This is a genomic window from Syntrophus buswellii (genome assembly GCF_046097065.1).
Taxonomy (GTDB): Bacteria; Desulfobacterota; Syntrophia; order Syntrophales; family Syntrophaceae; genus Syntrophus; species Syntrophus buswellii.
Genome location: NZ_CP175563.1, coordinates 2,299,821 through 2,317,737, shown reverse-complemented (window position 1 = coordinate 2,317,737; position 17,917 = coordinate 2,299,821). Strand labels below are relative to the sequence as shown.

The following is a 17,917-nucleotide window of genomic DNA, read 5'->3' as shown; positions in this document are numbered from 1 at the left end:
CTGTATGACGGCCGACATTAACCACAATATGTAGAGTTTGTCAAGGGGCAGGGGCTTTCTGCTTCTAAGTTGTCTGAAGGCTTGAAGAAAACGGGTGCTGCCGTGAACGAAGCTTTGCGGCTGCCTTTTCATGATGCGCAGCACACGTCAGACGACAGGATGCCGGACGCTATCGTAATTCAAAAGGGAGGGTTATTGTGCAGACTGAGGGCGGACCGATTGCTGCTTTGTAACGTCGCGGGCCTCGTCGAGGCAGCATAATGTGTCGTAATGGGTCGAGAGAATCATTTGGCGGGAAATGTCAAGGGCGGTTTTTCTTATGATTCGGTGACAAAAGACAGGGCCGCGCTGAGCCCCGCTTTCGGAGAACGGGGATCAGCGCGGCTTCTCGTCAATCTTCTTCAAACCGGAAGCCTATTTTCAGCGTGACCTGGAAATGTTCAACCTTGCCATTGACAACGTGGCCGGTGGTTTCCGCTACTTCAAACCAGTCGATGTTGCGGATGGTTTTGGCAGCTGTTTCAATTGCATTGTTGATGGCCTCGTCGATGCCCTTTTTCGAGGTTCCTACGACTTCAACTTTTTTGTAAACTCGGTCAGACATGGTAGCCTCCTTCTGTGTAGTGTTGGTTATCGATGAACATGAAAACCGGCGCAAACCTCCCAGCACGTGTGCTCTGCTGAAATCCGGTCGCTTTCCCTGAAGCGCATTCCTTTTTGAACCTCTGGTTCCTTCAGATTGTTCAAGGCTTCTGGTCAAGCTTCTCTCACTTGTCCAACAATATAAGGCTTGGCGAGGGTTGTTGTCAATGAAAAGGTCTGGTTTTCCCTTGACTTCAGGGGGGAATTCTTATCTACTACGTTGCGGAATTTTTACCGCGAGAAAAGAAGCGGAACCGATGTTGACCCTGCCCTCGACAGGCTCCATGCCTTTTGAACACCTTATATGAGAGAATCATCCTTGAATGCCTGGGTTGTGGTCGAGTCTGGCCGAGGGGACCGTCTGTTCCGGATCATTGGAGATCTGTCGGACGCCATGGTTCAGGCGATGGGACATGGCAGGTCCGCAATAAGTGCAGGGGCGCGAGATGGAAGAGAATAAGCGTGAAACCGCACTGGTGACAGGGGCCAGCCGGGGGATCGGTCGGGCTGTGGCCCTGGAACTGGCGCGCAGCGGATATCATGTGGTGGTCAATTACCGTTCTTCTGAAGCCAAAGCCGATGAAACGGTTTCTCTCATTGAGGCCGAGGGTGGGTCAGCGGAGAAGCTCTGCTTCAATGTGGCTGATGCCTCCGAAAGCCGGCGCTGCGTGGAGAACGTGATCGCCCGCCGGCCTTCTCTCGATGTGTTGGTGAATAATGCGGGAATTACCGCCGATAATCTCTTTTTGATGATGCCGGAAGAAGACTGGAATGCCGTCATCGCGACGACTCTAAACGGGTTCTTCAATGTTACGCAGCCCGCCATCAAGGCGATGATGAAAGCCCGCCGGGGATCGGTCGTATCGATGTCTTCCCTGTCGGCTTTGGTGGGAAACCGGGGGCAGACCAACTACTCCGCAGCCAAGGCCGGGCTGATTGCGGCAAGCAAAGCCCTTGCTTCCGAGGTGGCGAGGCTGGGGATCCGGATCAATGTGGTGGCACCGGGACTGATCCGGACGGATATGACTCAGAATATCCCCCAGGAGCAGATCCGCGAGAGAATCCCTATGCGGCGGGTGGGTGAGCCGGAGGAAGTGGCGAAGGTTGTCCGTTTCCTCTGCTCGGCTGATGCCTCCTATATGACCGGCCAGGTGATTTCTGTGAACGGGGGGATGTTCTAAGGGCGATGCTTTTATCCCTTTCCGGTCGGCGAGCGCCGTATACGTCACTCTTCACCGTTCTTGCTGGCTTCCCTGACGAGGCAGATGTGACGTCTCATGGAACAGAGAAACCGGGGAATGTGTAAAATGGGTTCCAAAGGGAGAAAAAACAATGAGAATCATTGATTTCCATGTCCATGCAGCACCCGTGAAGACCTGGAAACCCTGGGTCCGGGAGTATTTCCTGCAGAATAATCCCGATACGTTCGAACGGTTTGCCGAAGGTCTGACGCCCGAGGAACTGGTGGCCTTCTTTGCCTCGCAGGGAGTTTCTTCCACCGTCGTCTTGGCCGAATACGCCCCGAAATGTACCGGCATCATAACCAACGAAGAAGTCGCCCGCTTCTGTCGCGATGAAGAGTCGTTGATCCCCTTTGCGGCTTTCAATCTCGGGGAGGACACACCCTGCGAAGTTCAGGCTCGGCACGCCGTTGAGGACCTGGGGATGAAAGGCTTCAAGCTTCTGCCTTCCTATCAGCATTTCTACCCCAACGATCCGTCTTTTTTCACTTTCTATGAGTATGTTCAGTCGAAAGGCCTGCCCGTTATGTTTCACACTGGCTCTTCGGTTTTTCAGGGGACGCGGATTAAATATGCCGATCCGCTGCTGCTGGATGACGTGGCCGATGAATTTCCCGATTTGAAGATTCTCATGGAGCACGGGGGCAGGCCCTTCTGGTACGACCGGGCCGCCTGGATGGTTTCGCGGCATCGCAACGTCCACATCGGAATTGCGGGGATTGCCATCCGCCACCTGCCTCGCCTTTTCCCGAATCTGGAGAAGTTTTCCGACCGGTTCCTTTTTGGAAGCGACTGGCCCGGAATGTATGACGTCAAGGGCCTGGTGGACAGGGTTCTGGCTCTGCCTTACCCCAATGAAACCAAGGAGGCCATCCTTGGAGGAAATGCCCGGCGGCTGCTGGGGATGGCAGGGTAGGCCCTGCTTGAGAAGCCCTGCTCCGGGATCGGATCTTTTTCGATTCGGGACAACTCTGAATGTGACGATCTGAAGCTTCAAGGAAGATCTTTTCAAGAATGACCCGGGCGGCCAATACGGTGGGCGTCGGTTCCGGATGAGGAATTGCGGCCTGGGTTGTCCTGTCCTGACGAGACGGGAGGGCTTGCTTGTTGCAGGGTTACCTGAAACCCCATGCAGAGGAGAGCCGTTGCGTCACACTCGTTTAATCCTTCTCATCGCGATCCTGTCATCGTTTCCGGTAATTCTGCTGACTTCCGTGCCATTGCCGGCCCAGGAGCGCAGTGGAGATGTCTTGAAATCTCTGGAGCGGGGCGCGGAACGGCCCAGGGAGGCGAAAAAAATCCCCAGAATCGAAGCGGAACGGGAACAAAAGGCGGAGACGCCCTTACCATCCCCGAAAATCCGGATAAAGGCCTTTCGTGTGGAGGGTTTTACGATCCTTTCCTCCGAAGAGATCAAATCTCTCGTGTCTCCCTGGGAGGAGAAGGAGCTTTCTCTGGAGGAGATCCAGGGGGCTGCAGACAGGATCACCGCCCGCTACCGGGAGTTGGGCTATCTCCTTGTCAATGCCCATGTTCCTGCCCAGACGGTTCGGGACGGCGAAATCCTCATTCAAGTGGTGGAGGGGCGGCTGGACAAGGTGACCGTCACCGGTAATCGGCGATACAGCAGCACCTTTATCGAGAGGCACCTTGCCCGTCTGGGCAGAGATTCTTCCCTCCGTGAATCGGTCCTGGAGCGCTCCCTTCTGATTTTGAACGAGTATCCCTATCTCTCGGTCAACGCCCTGCTGCAGGCGGGGCAAGCTCCTGGAACGACGGACCTTGTGATTCGGGCGGAGGAGCGGTCCCCCTTTTCCGGGAGCCTCTCCTACGACAACTTCGGTTCGAAATCCTCCAGCCGGAGCCGGGCCGGGTTGATGCTGGAAACGGGCAGTCTTCTGCTGACCGGGGATCAGCTCACCCTGCGGGGAGTGACCGGCCTCGATCAGTTGGATCTGGAGCGGCTGTCCTACGGGAGGATCGATTACCTCATTCCCCTGGGTTATGATGGCACAAAAGTCGGCTTCTACTATACCAACAGCCGTTACGAATCCGGCGAGGAGCTGGGGGCGCTCGACATCAACGGAAAATCCGATCTGCTGGGCCTCTATGTGACGTACCCGCTTTACCGGCGGCTGACCCAGCGTCTCGATGTGAAGTTCGGCTTCGACTATAAGAATTTAACAGATTATATCCTTGATGAAACCTGGAGCCGGGACCGGATCCGGGTCTTCTCCCTGGGGGTTTCCTACGATTTTGTTGATGATTACCGGGGCCGAACGAACCTGGCTTTTACAGCCCACCGGGGCGTCCGGGATCTCTTCGACGGTTCGGGCCGCAGCGATCCCGGCGTGAGCCGCAAGGGCGCCGACGGCTCCTTTTCCAAATATAACCTGGATGTTTCCCGAATCCAGATGCTTCCGGGCAACAGTTTTCTGATCCTGAGGGGGGAGGGCCAGCTTTCAGCGGACCGCCTGTTCGTGGTTGAGCAGTTTTCCCTGGGTGGTATGGGATCGGTCCGGGGCTTCGACGCCTCCTGCTGCAACGGGGACAGCGGCTATTTTATATCGGCGGAGCTGCAAACCTCGCCTTTTTTCCCTGAAAAAAGCATCTTCGGCCGGAGGATCGGAGACATGTTCAAACTGGCTTTTTTCGGCGATCATGGAGGGGTATTCCTGAATGACCCGGAGCCCGGGGAAAGTCGGGATGACTATCTCTCCAGCCTGGGATCCGGAGTGAGGTTGTCTCCAGGAAACTCCTTTGCCGTCCGCCTGGATTGGGCCGTGCCCAGGAAGAAGGATCGGTTCAACGCAAGACATGCCGAAATATATGTATCCGCGGCATGGAACTTCTGAAATTTCCCCTTCTGGAGAATAAGTCGAAAAAAACGGATGGATCTGCGTCTGGGAACCCTCCGTGAATACGGTGAACAACGTGATAAAGAGCGGTCAAAGGTTATATAGTTCACTATAAGTCAATGAAATTGAACCATTATTGCGTACTCCACTCTTCAGATCACCTATAACGTTACGTGGAGGGGCAAAATGACGCGAGCGAAGCAGGCTTTAGGAAGGCAGAGGAAGACAAGGATTCAACGAAGCCTCACGGTGGCACTGGACGCCGCGCAACAATTACGGGATGCGATTCGGGAAACGGGCAAGAAGGGGGTCCTGGGCCTCAGTGCCTTGACGATGGCTGCAACTCTGTTGACGGGTTCGGCTTACGCACTGCCCAGGGGGGGCGAGCTGAAAGCGGGCAGTTCCACCTTTTCGCGTCCCAATGCCAGAACACTTGAAATTACACAATCTACAAAAAAATCAATCCTGAACTGGAAAAGTTACAGCATCGACAAGGGGGAAGCTGTGCGCTATATACAACCCTCCTCTTCCGCCATTTCTCTAAACAGAGTGACAGGTTCCGATCCTTCGAGACTCTGCGGATCCCTTTCAGCCAATGGCCAGGTCTGGCTGATCAATCCAAATGGCGTGCTCGTAGGGCCTCATGCTAAAATCAGCGTCGGGGGGTTTCTCGCTTCGACTCTGAATCTCGCCGACAGGGACTTTTTAGGCGGCAATTACAGTTTCCAGAGTTCTGCCTCCCTGGGGGGCATCCTCAATCAGGGAAAAATTCAAGGGGGGTACGTCGCCCTGTTGTCACCCTCGGTCGCGAACGAGGGGACGATTCAGGCGTCTCAGGGAACGGCCGCCCTGGCTTCAGGGGATCAGGTGCTCGTTCATTTTGCAGGAAACGATCTTGTCGGCTTTGTGGTGGACCCGGGAAAGGCGGCTGCAGAGATCCGCAATTCGGGAACCCTCTCGGGAAATTCCGTCCTCCTGACTGCGCGGGGAGTCTCCGATGTCCTCCGGAGCGTGGTGAACAACACAGGGGTGATGAAAGCCCGGTCCATCGAGGAGAGAAACGGCGAGATTGTCCTAGCCGGCGATGAAGTGACCAGCACGGGCTTGTTAGATGCCTCAGGCAAGCAGGGCGGGACCATTCGGATCGATGGCGGCTTTGTTTCCCTGGGGGGGACGATATCCGCTGACGGCAGGACTCAGGGGGGTAACATTTCGGTCCATTCTTCCGGTACTTTGTCCCTGGCGGATCAGCTGCAGGCTCGGGGCTTTGAGGGAACAGGCGGGCAGGTGAACTGCTCCAGCAGCGGTCGGACATTGGCAACCTCCACAAGTGTTGCAGATGTTTCCGGGGCAACAGGCGGCGGGTCGATCCGGCTGGAAGCCCAGGGGGGACTTCTGAGTTCTGGAACCTATCGGGCTTCCGCTGCAACCGGTCCGGGGGGGCGGATTGATCTCTCTGGAAGCTCCGTGCGCCTGTTTTCGGCAGTCGTGGATGCCTCCGGAGGGAATCGGGGCGGTCTTGTGCGGATAGGCGGGGCCTTCCAGGGAGGAAAAGATTCGGACCCCTCACGGGCATACAACGAAGGTTTCCTGGAGAGATGGGGGAATCTTGAAACACTATCCAACGCGGAGAACGTGTTTGTCAACGACACAGCCTCTATCGACGTTTCTGCGGACCACACCGGCAGTGCCGGTGGGACGGCGGTGGTCTGGTCGAATAAGGAGACGACCATGCTGGGACGGATTTCCGCCGGTGGCCAGGCTTCAGGGGGGTACGTGGAGGTTTCCTCGGCGGAACGGCTGCGCCGGGCGGATATTCTCAAGATCGATACCGGCAGGGGCGGTGAACTCCTTCTGGATCCGAAGAACATCGTCATCGGGGGCAGCGATGAGCTTTCCAACTGGACGTATCAGGGGATCTTGGGACTGGGTTATGGGGAAAATAAAGATGTCGATGTCAACAGCCTGGAGGCGGATGACTCCTTCGGCGTTTCGGTATCGCTGAATGATGACGGTGACCGCCTTGCTGTCGGAGCGGACTGGGATAACGGACAGGACAATAGTGTTGCCGCGAGTGGCGCCGTTCACCTCTTCAGCTTTTCGGATACAAATTTCAGCGGAGGAAGTCTTCAGGGGATTATCGGGAAAGGCTATGCAGGGGGTAAGAATGTCAACGTCTCCAGTCTGGAGGCCGAAGACTTCTTCGGCCGTTCGTTATCGTTGAACGGATCAGGCAACCGCCTGGCTGTCGGGGCTTATGGCGATGATGGAGCTGATAATGGCACGTTGGACAGCGGAGCGGTTTATCTCTTCAATTTTTTGGATAGGGATTTCAGCGACGGCAGCCTTCAGGGGATCATCGGCAAAGGGTACGCGGGCGACAGGGATGTGGATGTTGCCCATCTGGCAAGTGGAGACAGTTTCGGCATTTCGGCATCGCTGAATAAATCAGGCAACCGCCTGGCTGTCGGGGCGTATGGAGATGACGGGGCTGACGAGAGCACGGAAGACAGCGGAGCAGTTTACCTGTTCAGCTTTTTGGACACGGATTTCAGCAGCGGCAGCCTTCAGGGGATCATCGGCAAGGGGTACGGGGGTGACAGGGATGTGGATGTTGCGCGCCTGGCAAGTGGAGACAGCTTCGGCATTTCTGCGTCGTTGAACGGATCGGGAGACCGCCTGGCTGTAGGAGCTGAGGGAGACGATGGAGCAGTAGACGACACGGAGGACGGCGGAGCGGCTTACCTGTTCAGTTTTTCGGACACGGATTTCAGCGGCGGCAGACTTCAGGGGATCATCGGCAGGGGGTACGGGGGTGACAAGGATGTGGATGTTGCCGATCTGGAGAATTACGATAATTTTGGCGTTTCAGTATCGCTCAATAATACCGGCAACCGCCTGGCTGTTGGAGCCGATTGGGATGATGGCTTTGAAAATACTTCAGAAGACAGCGGAGCGGTTTACCTGTTCAGTTTTTCGGCCACGGATTTCAACGGCGGCAGCCTTCAGGGGATTATGGGAAAGGGGTATTCGGGCGGTAAGGATTCGGACGTAGGAATTCTGGAAGATGGAGATTACTTCGGCCGTTCGGTTTCGCTCAATGGCGCAGGAAATCTTCTTGCCGTTGGTGCCTGGGGTAATGACGGTGCCGATGAAAGCGAAACCGACAGCGGCGCAGTTTACCTGTTTTCGAAATATGCCTTTGGGGATTCCAGCGGTGCAAGTGTTAATCTGCCGGCTGATGACGTCGCCACCTGGCTCGGCGGGGGCAGCAACCTGACCCTCCAGGCGAGCAACGATATCACGTTGAACTCATCCATCACCGTGAACAATCCTTCCGGAAACGGGGGCGATCTGACGTTGGCGGCAGGAAGAAGCGTAATTCTCAATGGAGATATCACCACGGACAGTTCAAATCTGAACCTGGTGGCAAACGACACCACTGCCAACGGAGTGGTGGATGCCGATCGGGAGGAGGGTCCTGCCGTGATTTTCCAGGCCCCCGGAACCTTGATCGATGCGGGGACGGGTGCCGTGACGGTCTCGCTGCGGAATGGCAGCGGAAAAACCTATACGGAAAGCGGAGATATTACCCTCAGCGGGATTAACGCAGCGACCCTCAGTGTGAGCAATGCTGGGTTGACGGCAGGCAGTGGCGTAACGCAGAATGGCGGTTCTTTCATCGTAACGGGAAAGGCAAGCCTCGCAGCCGGAACGAACGACATCGATCTGACGGCCTCGGGCAACGACTTCGAAACGGTGTCCGCAACCGGTCGGAACGTGGCGCTGGTCGATTCGACGGGGATCAACTTGTCGACGACGACGGCGAGCGGTACCCTGAGCGTTCGCGCGGGAGGCGACATCACGGACAGCGGGAAGGTTTCGGTATCTGATAAGACGACGCTGAATTCGGGTGAGAGCGACATTGTCCTGAATTATGGGAAGAGCGATTACGGCACGGTGTCCGCAACCGGTCGGAACGTGACGCTGGTCGATTCGACGGGGATCAACCTGTCGACGACGACGGCGAGCGGCGCCCTGAGCGTTCGCGCGGGAGGCGACATCACGGACAGCGGGAAGGTTTCGGTATCTGGAAAGACGACGCTGAATTCGGGTGAGAGCGACATTGTCCTGAATTATGGGAAGAGCGATTACGGCACGGTGTCCGCCATCGGTCGGAACGTGACGCTGGTCGATTCGACGGGGATCAACCTGACGACGACGACGGCGAGCGGTACCCTGAGCGTTCGCGCGGGAGGCGACATCACGGACAGCGGGAAGGTTTCGGTATCTGGAAAGACGACGCTGAATTCGGGTGAGAGCGACATTGTCCTGAATTATGGGAAGAGCGATTACGGCACGGTGTCCGCAACCGGTCGGAACGTGACGCTGGTCGATTCGACGGGGATCAACCTGTCGACGACGACGGCGAGCGGCGCCCTGAGCGTTCGCGCGGGAGGCGACATCACGGACAGCGGGAAGGTTTCGGTATCTGGAAAGACGACGCTGAATTCGGGTGAGAGCGACATTGTCCTGAATTATGGGAAGAGCGATTACGGCACGGTGTCCGCCATCGGTCGGAACGTGACGCTGGTCGATTCGACGGGGATCAACCTGACGACGACGACGGCGAGCGGTACCCTGAGCGTTCGCGCGGGAGGCGACATCACGGACAGCGGGAAGGTTTCGGTATCTGGAAAGACGACGCTGAATTCGGGTGAGAGCGACATTGTCCTGAATTATGGGAAGAGCGATTACGGTACGGTGTCCGCAACCGGTCGGAACGTGACGCTGGTCGATTCGACGGGGATCAACCTGACGACGACGACGGCGAGCGGTACCCTGAGCGTTCGCGCGGGAGGCGACATCACGGACAGCGGGAAGGTTTCGGTATCTGGAAAGACGACGCTGAATTCGGGTGAGAGCGACATTGTCCTGAATTATGGGAAGAGCGATTACGGCACGGTGTCCGCCATCGGTCGGAACGTGACGCTGGTCGATTCGACGGGGATCAACCTGACGACGACGACGGCAAGCGGCGCCCTGAGCGTTCGCGCGGGAGGCGACATCACGGACAGCGGCAGGATTTCGGTGTCGGGGACAACAACGCTGAACGCCGGGACCCATGATATTGTATTGAATACGTCGACAAACGATTTTTCCAAGGTCATTGTGAAGGCTGGCAAAAAGCTGACCCTTGTGGATGCCGATGATCTGAACCTTGGTGGCTCCACTCTTTCCGGTGCGGTGACGGTCACCTCACATGGAAGTCTCACCCTTTTGGGAAGTCTGAATGCCGGAACCAATCGTGTGACTCTTAATGCCGGATCGGGAGCCATTAACGGCGCCTATACACTGACCGCCGGAAATGCGACCCTGAGTGGCTCAACCATCGGTACGGCGGCGCGTCCATATGTGAATGCGAGCGGCTTGCTGACCTTGAAGGCGTCCTCTCTGGTGAATGGCGTTTCAGCGAATCTTAGAGGCCCTGCGGACTTGGATGTGGTGGTGTCCAGTGCTCCAGGCAAAGTCCTGTTGAACGGGAAGGGTATCTATCCGTAAGGCTGATCATCAAAACTATTCTGGCGATCCGACACGGGGGAAACGGAGGCTTGCCTACCCCCCGTGCATCGGGATGGATGTTGGAAGTGAGTCGTTTCTGGGAGAAAGCGTTACTTCTTTTTCGTGTCGTAAAATTGGATGGCCTTGTCTGTGATATCGATGGCTTGGTCGTACGATACCAGGGTGTTCTTTTCTAAGATCAGCGTGTACTGCTCCTGCTGGCGAATTTGATCGACGACTTCCCGGATTTCTCCCAGGATCTTCTGATTGATTTCAGCGGCCTTCTGGCGAAACTCCTCTCCCTTTTCGCTGTCCAGCCGTTTGAGGTCACTGGCCGCCTTGGCAATCTCTTCCTCTTTTTCCTTGCGTTTCTTGACGGGAAGTTTTGGTGACTGCTTCTTCAGATCCTCTTCCATGGCCTGGACTTCCTTCTCTTTGGCGGCAAGGGTATCCTTGGCTGTCTGCAATTCCTTTTCAAAGACTTCCTGGGCGCTTTTCGTGGCTTTTGCCGTTCGCATGATCTTCTGATAGTCGACAACTCCGATGTTCAGCGGTACGTTGGAACCGTCTGCAGCCAGTGACAGACAGCTGCCGGAAAAAAGGCAGATCAGGAACAGGGACAGAATCAATCCAAAGTGCTTCATTCGCTTACCTCCAGGGTGGATATAAAAATTTCGTAATTTCATAAACCAGTTCCTCTATTTATGCAAACATTTAATCCCGCGGCATCATGATCGTCGATCTGGTTTCCCGCTCTTGCAAAGAATCCGCAATGGGAGGCTTTCTTGTTGACACATTTTTGACATGTGCTCTATAAGCTATGAACAGGCAGGGGATGGGATCTTTGGGAACATATTGTATAATCAAGTAAAACCCGCGGGGTTGTTCCAAGACTCTTCAGATCGATAAAGGACAGGGCGGTAAGGAGGCGGCCAAGCAGGGCCAATAAACGGCGAGTTGAGGAGCCGACGAATCGGCCGATGCGGTTAGCCGAAGAAAGAGGACGTGGTGTAAAAAGGAGCCTGATGATGGATATCATCCAGTACACACAGGAACATAGGATCTTTCGGGATGCGGTGAAGAAATTTCTGACAAGGGAAGTCATCCCCCACATCGAGGAGTGGGAAGAGGCGGGGATCGTTCCCCGGGACGTCTGGAAGAAGATGGGTGCACAGGGGTACCTCGGGATGAGCGTTCCCGAGGACTACGGAGGACCGGCTGCTGATTTTCTTTATGAGGTCATCGTCATCGAGGAACTGGCCCGGACCAATTTCACGGGGCTCGCGGCCCGGCTGCACAACACCGTCGTGCTTCCCTATCTGATCGAATACGGTTCAGAGGAGCAGAAGCACCGCTACCTTCCCGGCTGCATCTCCGGCGACATCATTACGGCCATCGGCATGACGGAACCCAACACGGGCAGCGATCTGGCGGCCATACGCACCACCGCCGTGGAAGACGGGGACGAGTTCGTGATCAACGGGCAGAAAACGTTCATCAGCAACGGGATCAATTGTGACCTCATCGTCCTGGTGGCCAGAGATCCGGCGGTGGTGGACCCGCACAGGGCGCTTGATCTCTTTCTTGTGGAAGCGGGAACGCCGGGATTTGAAAAAGGGCGCAATCTGAAAAAAATCGGCTGGCACAGCCAGGACACGGCGGAGCTCTTTTTTTCCGATTGCCGGATTCCCAGGTCGAACCGCTTGGGGGAGAAGGGAACGGGATTCCGGAAAATGATGGAGATGCTGCAGCAGGAGCGCCTTGTCGTGGCGATCGGGGCGCAGGTGATTGCGGAATTTCTGTTGGAGAACACCATTGCCTACTGCCGGGAGCGGACGGTTTTCGGGAGGCCCATCTCCCGGTTTCAGAATTCCCAGTTCGAATTTGCCGAGATGGCGACGGAAATTGAGCTTGGGCGGACGTTCATCGACAAGATGATCGTTGAGCACATGGAGGGCAGGGATCTCACCCGGGAGGTGTCCATGGCGAAGTACTGGATCACCGACATGGCCGGCCGGGTGGCCGACCGCTGCCTGCAGCTTCACGGAGGATACGGGTACTGCGAAGAGTATCCCATCGCCCGGGCCTGGCGGGATGTCCGGATCATGAGGATTTACGCCGGTTCCAATGAGATCATGAAGGTCATTATCGCCCGGACGCTGGGATTATAAGCTGGGTGCAGTTCCCAAGGCATGCGAAACTGTGGCGGAGCGGAAAACGGGATGCTGAAAAAAACGGATAACTTCCAGGAGGGGAAAACGTAAGCAAGGGGATGATGCGACGGGTTCCGGCGGATGGATTTGCCCTGACTTTCGAGCGCAGCGCCTACCAGGGAGTTTCGTTGAGCCTGGGGATGCCCATAAGCGACACGATCCGGCTCAGTGCAGGCCTGGCTGCCCGCGGCAGTGTGATCCGGTACGACATGATGATGTTGCTCTTCACCAGGGAAAGAGTTCTGTATTCCTCCATCGTGGAAAAGGGAAGCGATAACCCTTTGTGGAAGACGTACTGGCAGAATCCCTGAAGAAAAGGAGACTGAAATACTGGAAAAATGAAATATCTCAAGTATCATGCCTTAGGAAACGACTACATCGTCTTGCGTCCCGAAGCGTTTGAGGGGGAGCTCTCCGGAGACATTGTGCGGCTGATCTGCCACCGCAATTACGGCGTAGGATCAGATGGCATCCTCTATGGACCGGTTAACAGCCTGTCATGTGATTTCGGTCTTCGCATCTTCAATCCCGATGGAAGCGAAGCGGAAAAGAGCGGAAACGGCCTTCGCATTTTTGCCCGGTCACTCTATGATGAAGGGCTGGTAGGGGAGCAATCTTTTTCAGTGGAAACCCCGGGAGGGGTTGTTTCATGCAAGGTTGAGGACAGGGGTAAAGTGGTTTCCGTGAAGATGGGTGAAGTGCGTTTCGACAGCACAAGCATTCCCGTTGCCGGACCGCCCCGTGAAGTTTTGAACGAAACGATGGACATCAACGGAAGGATTTTTACATTCTGCGCGGCAACGGTGGGAAATCCTCACTGTGTCGTCCTTAGCGACGATCCGTCATCGGTTGACGCCCATCATTATGGCCCCCTTATTGAGAACGACCCGAGATTTCCGAATCGGACGAATGTTCAGTTTATGAAAGTCCTTGATCGCGGCAACATCCAAATTGAAATCTGGGAGCGCGGCGCCGGCTATACTCTGGCATCGGGAAGCAGCAGCACCGCTGCTGCGGCTGTTGCCTGCAAACTGGGACGCTGCGGGTCGGATATCACTGTTCACATGCCGGGCGGCAAGATCGGAATTCAGTTCAGCAAGGGGTTTTTTGCCACAATGACAGGTCCCGTGACGAGAGTGTGTGAGGGGAACATGGATCAGGAAATGTTTGAAGGAACAGGACTGTAATTTTTTGTTATTCCTGCCTTATGAAATTGATCTGTCCATTTCCCATGGCATCGGCAACTACGGTGTCGTTGATCCTATCCAGAGCGCAGGAGTTCCGTTTTATGAGAAAAGGAATCCGATCAGGCCGAAAGTGACGGTCAGGTAGAACACGGGATGCTGAAATAAAACATGGAGTGATGGTGCTTATTTGTTGTTATGAGGATTCCTTGAGTTACTATCTCATAAAAATTGTGATAACAACCTTACTGGTGGTGCTGATCTCTGAAATTGTCAAACGCAGTTCCTTGATTGGTGCGGTATTGGCGTCGATTCCCTTTGTTTCTGTTCTGGCAATGATCTGGTTGTACATCGATACGCATGACGTCGCAAAAGTGAGTGCGCTGGCATCCGGCATCTTCTGGCTTGTTCTGCCTTCACTGGCTTTGTTTGTGTCGCTGCCGCTGTTGTTGAGGCAAGGGGTTAATTTTTATCTGAGCCTGGCCGTTTCAATAATTCTGACGGCCGGGTGCTATTGGCTTATTGTTTCTACCTTAAATCGTTAGAGGGAATCGAGATGGAGGAATGCAACTGGATGGATTTGTGGCGGAAGCTGGTCATGAGGGGCTTCCGTCCCAAAGGGGAAGGAATGGTGGAGAAGTATAAAGCCCACGCCCGGAAGAAGAAGGAAAGGCCGGATGCCCTGCTGAATTTCATCCTTGAAGAAATGGATGCCGGGGATACCGTGCTTGAGATCGGACCCGGAACCGGGCGCTGGACGATTCCTCTGGCCGGGACCGGTAGAAAGGTGACGGCGATTGAACCGACTGCCGCCATGGCCGATATGCTCAGAGAAAATCTCGGCCGCGCCGGAATCCAGAATGCGGAGATCCAACTGCAATCCTGGGAAGATGCCTCTCCTGGAATGCACGATCTGGTTATCTGCGCCCATGGCATGTACGGAAGTTCGGACCTGGCGGCTTTCGTGCGCAAAATGGAACAGTGTGCACGGAAGAGATGCTATCTGGCCATCCGGCTGCCTCCGGCCGACGGGATTCTGGGTGAGCTGTCCTTGAAGATTTCCGGGTGTCGCCATGACAGCCCCGACGCGATCATCGCGTACAATGCCCTCTATACCCTTGGGATTTATGCAAATGTCCTGATCGAAGAGGGCATGACGAACTGGGTCAATGTCTCTCTGGAAGATGCGGTCCGTCGAGCCAGGAAACATTTAAACCTGGGGATCTCCGAAGCTTACGACGACCTGATCTCTTCCACGTTGAACCGGCGGTTGAAGTTCTCCGGCGGTGTCTATACGTGGCCGGACGGCATGAGGTCCGCACTGCTCTGGTGGAGGCCCGCGAGTAATGAGAAAACGATAACGTCATCCTGACTGTTGTTTCCGGAACATCACCTTCGGAAGAAGCGGCTATTCCGGATCCGCCGACAGAGCTGGATCACAGACATGGGCATTTTTTAGGAGGACACATGGAACCAACCTCTCATCCTGGCGATATCCTGAGGGAAACCCGAGAGGCGATTTCTGAGATTCTGGGAAAAAGCCTGGAAACGATGACTGTGGAAAAAACCGTTATGGGGCTGTTTTTCACGGGGATCAAACTGAACAGCGGCGAAGGAGGGCTGTGTTTTACCCCAATCAAGAGCATTCCGGAAGCGGTCTGCTGCCCGAGCTCGGCCAGGGTCATGCCGGCTTCCGGGAGACTGGAAGGGAGAAAGGCTACTCGGTTTCTGGACGAGATGTTCAGCGGGAATCCCCTGAAAAGGACGATGGGCATCGCCCTTCTCAACGCCCTGTCCGCCGAGTGCTGGAAAAGGAAGCCGCCGGAAACCTATCGGATTTCGGCAGGCGTGGATGCCCTGGAGGACATGATGCTCCCCGAAGAGGGATTTGTGGTCGTGGTCGGGGCGCTTGCCCCTGCCATCAAGGCCCTGAAGCAGAGGGGAAAGCCCTTTGGAATTCTGGAACTGGACCCTTCGACCCTGAGAGCGGATGAACTGGAGTTTCTCGTCCCTCCCGAAAAGGCGCCGGGAGCCGTTTCTCGGGCGGATCTCCTCGTCATCACGGGGACGACGTTGATCAACGATACGCTCGAGGGACTTCTGGAGTGGCGAAAACCGGGGGCTGAGATCATCGTGGTCGGCCCGACGGCAAGCATGATTCCCGACGCCTTTTTCCGGCGGGGGGTCAGCATCCTGGGCGGCATCAGGGTAACCGACGCCGACCGGGTGCTCAGCGTAATCGCCGAAGCAGGTTCCGGGTATCATTTCTTTGGAAAGGGGGCGGATAGGGTGACCATCTCCCGCCTCCAGGAAACCCGACGGGGCTGATGCGCATGGGATTTCCCGGGTAAGGACCGGCAAGCGTCCATAAATTTGGTTGACACACCCGATGCAGATCATTTATGGCACAGGTGTAACCTGAAAAAGAATCCGTCGATAAAACGGAAGAGCACCCTCTTAGGGAAGGTCATGAGAAAAGACGATCTGATAAGTCCAGAATGCATCGAAGGGGACGGCACCTACGAACACAGCTTACGCCCCCAGAGCATCAGGGAATACATTGGTCAGAAGACGGTCAAGAGGAACCTTTCCATCTTTGTCGATGCCGCCAAGAAAAGAAAGGAAGCCCTGGATCATGTCCTCCTCTATGGCCCTCCCGGTCTGGGTAAGACCACCCTGGCGGTCATCATTGCCCGCGAAATGGGATTCAATATCAAGATCACCTCGGGGCCGGTCATTGAGCGGCCCGGCGACCTCGCCGCCATCCTGACCAATCTGAAGGATGCCGACATCCTCTTTATCGACGAGATTCATCGGCTCCCCCATACCGTCGAGGAAATCCTCTATCCTGCCATGGAGGATTTCTACATCGATCTGGTGATCGGCCAGGGGCCGTCCGCACGGAGCATGAAGCTGGATATTCCGAGATTTACCCTGGTGGGGGCTACGACCCGGGCCGGGTTGCTGACCTCGCCGCTCCGGGACCGCTTCGGGATCAGTTTCCGGCTGAACTATTATGCCGTTGATGAGTTGACAAAGATCCTCATCCGCTCCGCGAGTCTTTTGTCGATTGAGATCGAGCATGAAGGGGCCATCGAAATCGCAAAGCGCTCGCGGGGGACGCCGAGAATCGCCAATCGTCTCCTGAAGAGAGTCCGGGACTACGCACAGGTCAAGGGGAAAGGGGCAATCGACGAAACGGTCGCCGTCAACGCCCTGGAAATGCTGGAGATAGACCATCAGGGATTTGATCACATGGATCGGAGCATCCTGCTGTCCATTATCGAGAATTACGGCGGCGGCCCTGTCGGAATTGACACCCTGTGCGCCACGGTTGGAGAGGAAAAAACGACGATTGAGGATGTTTATGAGCCCTATCTCATCAAGGAGGGCTATCTGCAGAAAACGGCGCGGGGCCGAATCGCCACGAGAAAGGCGTACGACCATTTCGGGAAGAGGACGTCAAAACTCGAGCAGGAGGAGCTGATCTGACCCCGGCTTTTTGTGAACCATGAAACTCCTATTGCACATATGCTGCGCGCCCTGCACCATCTATCCCCTGCAGGTGTTGAGGGATCAGCATCACGAGGTGCGGGGGCTTTTCTTCAACCCGAACATCCATCCCTACCTTGAGTATTGCCGCCGCAGGGATACGCTCAAGGCCTATGCCGAGCAAGAAAATCTCCCGGTCATCTGGAAAGATTCCTACGAACTGGACGACTTTTTAAGGAGCGTCGCCTTTCGCGAAGGGGATCGCTGCCGCTTCTGCTATTACAAGCGGTTGAGCTATGCGGCGCACGTCGCCAGAAAGGGAAACTTTGACGGATTTTCCTCCACGCTTCTATACAGCCGGTACCAGAATCACTCGTTGATCTGCAGCATCGGAGAAAGCCTTGCGAAGGAGCAGGGGCTGGCCTTTTTCTACCATGACTTTCGCGAAGGCTGGGAAACCGGCATCCGCATCTCAAAAGCCCAGGGCATGTATCGACAGCAATATTGCGGATGCATCTACAGCGAAAGGGACCGCTATTATAGAAAAGCCCCTTCGAGAGGGATCGATCCGGAACCTGCAGACGGTTGACGGCGTCGGCGCATCGTGTCGATGGCGCACTCCTTGACGTCCGGGGTGAATCACCACGACCCCCGGCCAGGAGAAAGGGCTGAAGGTCATATCGTTCGTGCTAGTTCCCCGCTGAGCCTTTCTTTGTCTTGTCCTT

14 protein-coding genes are annotated in these 17,917 nt (G+C 55.7%); 12 read left to right on the top strand and 2 right to left on the bottom strand.

Going from position 1 to position 17,917, the window contains the following annotated elements; all coding sequences use genetic code 11:
• Positions 1–391: 391 nt before the first annotated feature.
• Complete coding sequence (locus ACJ77P_RS10620) at positions 392–604, bottom strand: dodecin (RefSeq protein WP_408998202.1); 213 nt, start codon at positions 602–604, stop codon at positions 392–394.
• Positions 605–1,088: 484 nt separating this feature from the next.
• On the opposite strand from ACJ77P_RS10620, the gene fabG reads away from it, so the two are divergent.
• The 4 genes from fabG (at position 1,089) to ACJ77P_RS10600 (ending at position 10,303) form a co-directional block, all read left to right on the top strand.
• A complete protein-coding gene (gene fabG / locus ACJ77P_RS10615; protein WP_408998201.1) occupies positions 1,089–1,823 on the top strand; it encodes a 3-oxoacyl-ACP reductase FabG in 735 nt (244 codons plus the stop codon).
• Positions 1,824–1,974: 151 nt separating this feature from the next.
• A complete protein-coding gene (locus ACJ77P_RS10610) occupies positions 1,975–2,799 on the top strand; it encodes an amidohydrolase family protein (protein ID WP_408998200.1) in 825 nt (274 codons plus the stop codon).
• Positions 2,800–3,133: 334 nt separating this feature from the next.
• On the top strand, positions 3,134–4,738 hold the full coding sequence (locus ACJ77P_RS10605) for a ShlB/FhaC/HecB family hemolysin secretion/activation protein (protein ID WP_408998199.1): 1,605 nt from the start codon (positions 3,134–3,136) through the stop codon (positions 4,736–4,738).
• A gap of 189 nt (positions 4,739–4,927) precedes the next feature.
• Positions 4,928–10,303, top strand: a complete 5,376-nt coding sequence (locus ACJ77P_RS10600) for a filamentous hemagglutinin N-terminal domain-containing protein (protein ID WP_408998198.1) — start codon at positions 4,928–4,930, stop codon at positions 10,301–10,303.
• Between the two features lie 110 nt (positions 10,304–10,413).
• On the opposite strand, the gene ACJ77P_RS10595 is transcribed toward ACJ77P_RS10600, so the two are convergent.
• Positions 10,414–10,947 carry an OmpH family outer membrane protein gene (locus tag ACJ77P_RS10595; protein ID WP_408998197.1) on the bottom strand — a complete coding sequence of 178 codons (534 nt, stop codon included), beginning with the start codon at positions 10,945–10,947 and terminating at the stop codon, positions 10,414–10,416.
• 384 nt (positions 10,948–11,331) lie between these two features.
• Here ACJ77P_RS10595 and ACJ77P_RS10590 point away from each other — a divergent pair, with 384 nt between their 5' ends.
• The 8 genes from ACJ77P_RS10590 (at position 11,332) to ACJ77P_RS10555 (ending at position 17,781) form a co-directional block, all read left to right on the top strand.
• Complete coding sequence (locus ACJ77P_RS10590) at positions 11,332–12,474, top strand: acyl-CoA dehydrogenase family protein (RefSeq protein ID WP_367360319.1); 1,143 nt, start codon at positions 11,332–11,334, stop codon at positions 12,472–12,474.
• A gap of 101 nt (positions 12,475–12,575) precedes the next feature.
• On the top strand, positions 12,576–12,827 hold the full coding sequence (locus tag ACJ77P_RS10585; protein WP_408998196.1) for a hypothetical protein: 252 nt from the start codon (positions 12,576–12,578) through the stop codon (positions 12,825–12,827).
• Positions 12,828–12,854: 27 nt separating this feature from the next.
• On the top strand, positions 12,855–13,703 hold the full coding sequence (dapF, locus tag ACJ77P_RS10580) for a diaminopimelate epimerase (RefSeq protein WP_367360310.1): 849 nt from the start codon (positions 12,855–12,857) through the stop codon (positions 13,701–13,703).
• Positions 13,704–13,909: 206 nt separating this feature from the next.
• Entirely contained in the window at positions 13,910–14,245 is a 336-nt protein-coding gene (locus tag ACJ77P_RS10575) for a DUF3147 family protein (protein ID WP_367360309.1), read from the top strand.
• An 11-nt stretch (positions 14,246–14,256) separates the two neighbouring features.
• Positions 14,257–15,072 (top strand): class I SAM-dependent methyltransferase, encoded by an 816-nt coding sequence (locus ACJ77P_RS10570; protein ID WP_408998195.1) that lies wholly within the window; start codon positions 14,257–14,259, stop codon positions 15,070–15,072.
• A gap of 95 nt (positions 15,073–15,167) precedes the next feature.
• Positions 15,168–16,028, top strand: a complete 861-nt coding sequence (locus tag ACJ77P_RS10565) for a Rossmann-like domain-containing protein (RefSeq protein ID WP_408998194.1) — start codon at positions 15,168–15,170, stop codon at positions 16,026–16,028.
• A gap of 141 nt (positions 16,029–16,169) precedes the next feature.
• Positions 16,170–17,192, top strand: coding sequence for a Holliday junction branch migration DNA helicase RuvB (ruvB, locus tag ACJ77P_RS10560; RefSeq protein WP_367360306.1), 1,023 nt, complete (start codon positions 16,170–16,172; stop codon positions 17,190–17,192).
• 19 nt (positions 17,193–17,211) lie between these two features.
• Positions 17,212–17,781, top strand: a complete 570-nt coding sequence (locus ACJ77P_RS10555; protein ID WP_367360305.1) for an epoxyqueuosine reductase QueH — start codon at positions 17,212–17,214, stop codon at positions 17,779–17,781.
• The last annotated feature ends 136 nt before the right edge of the window (positions 17,782–17,917 follow it).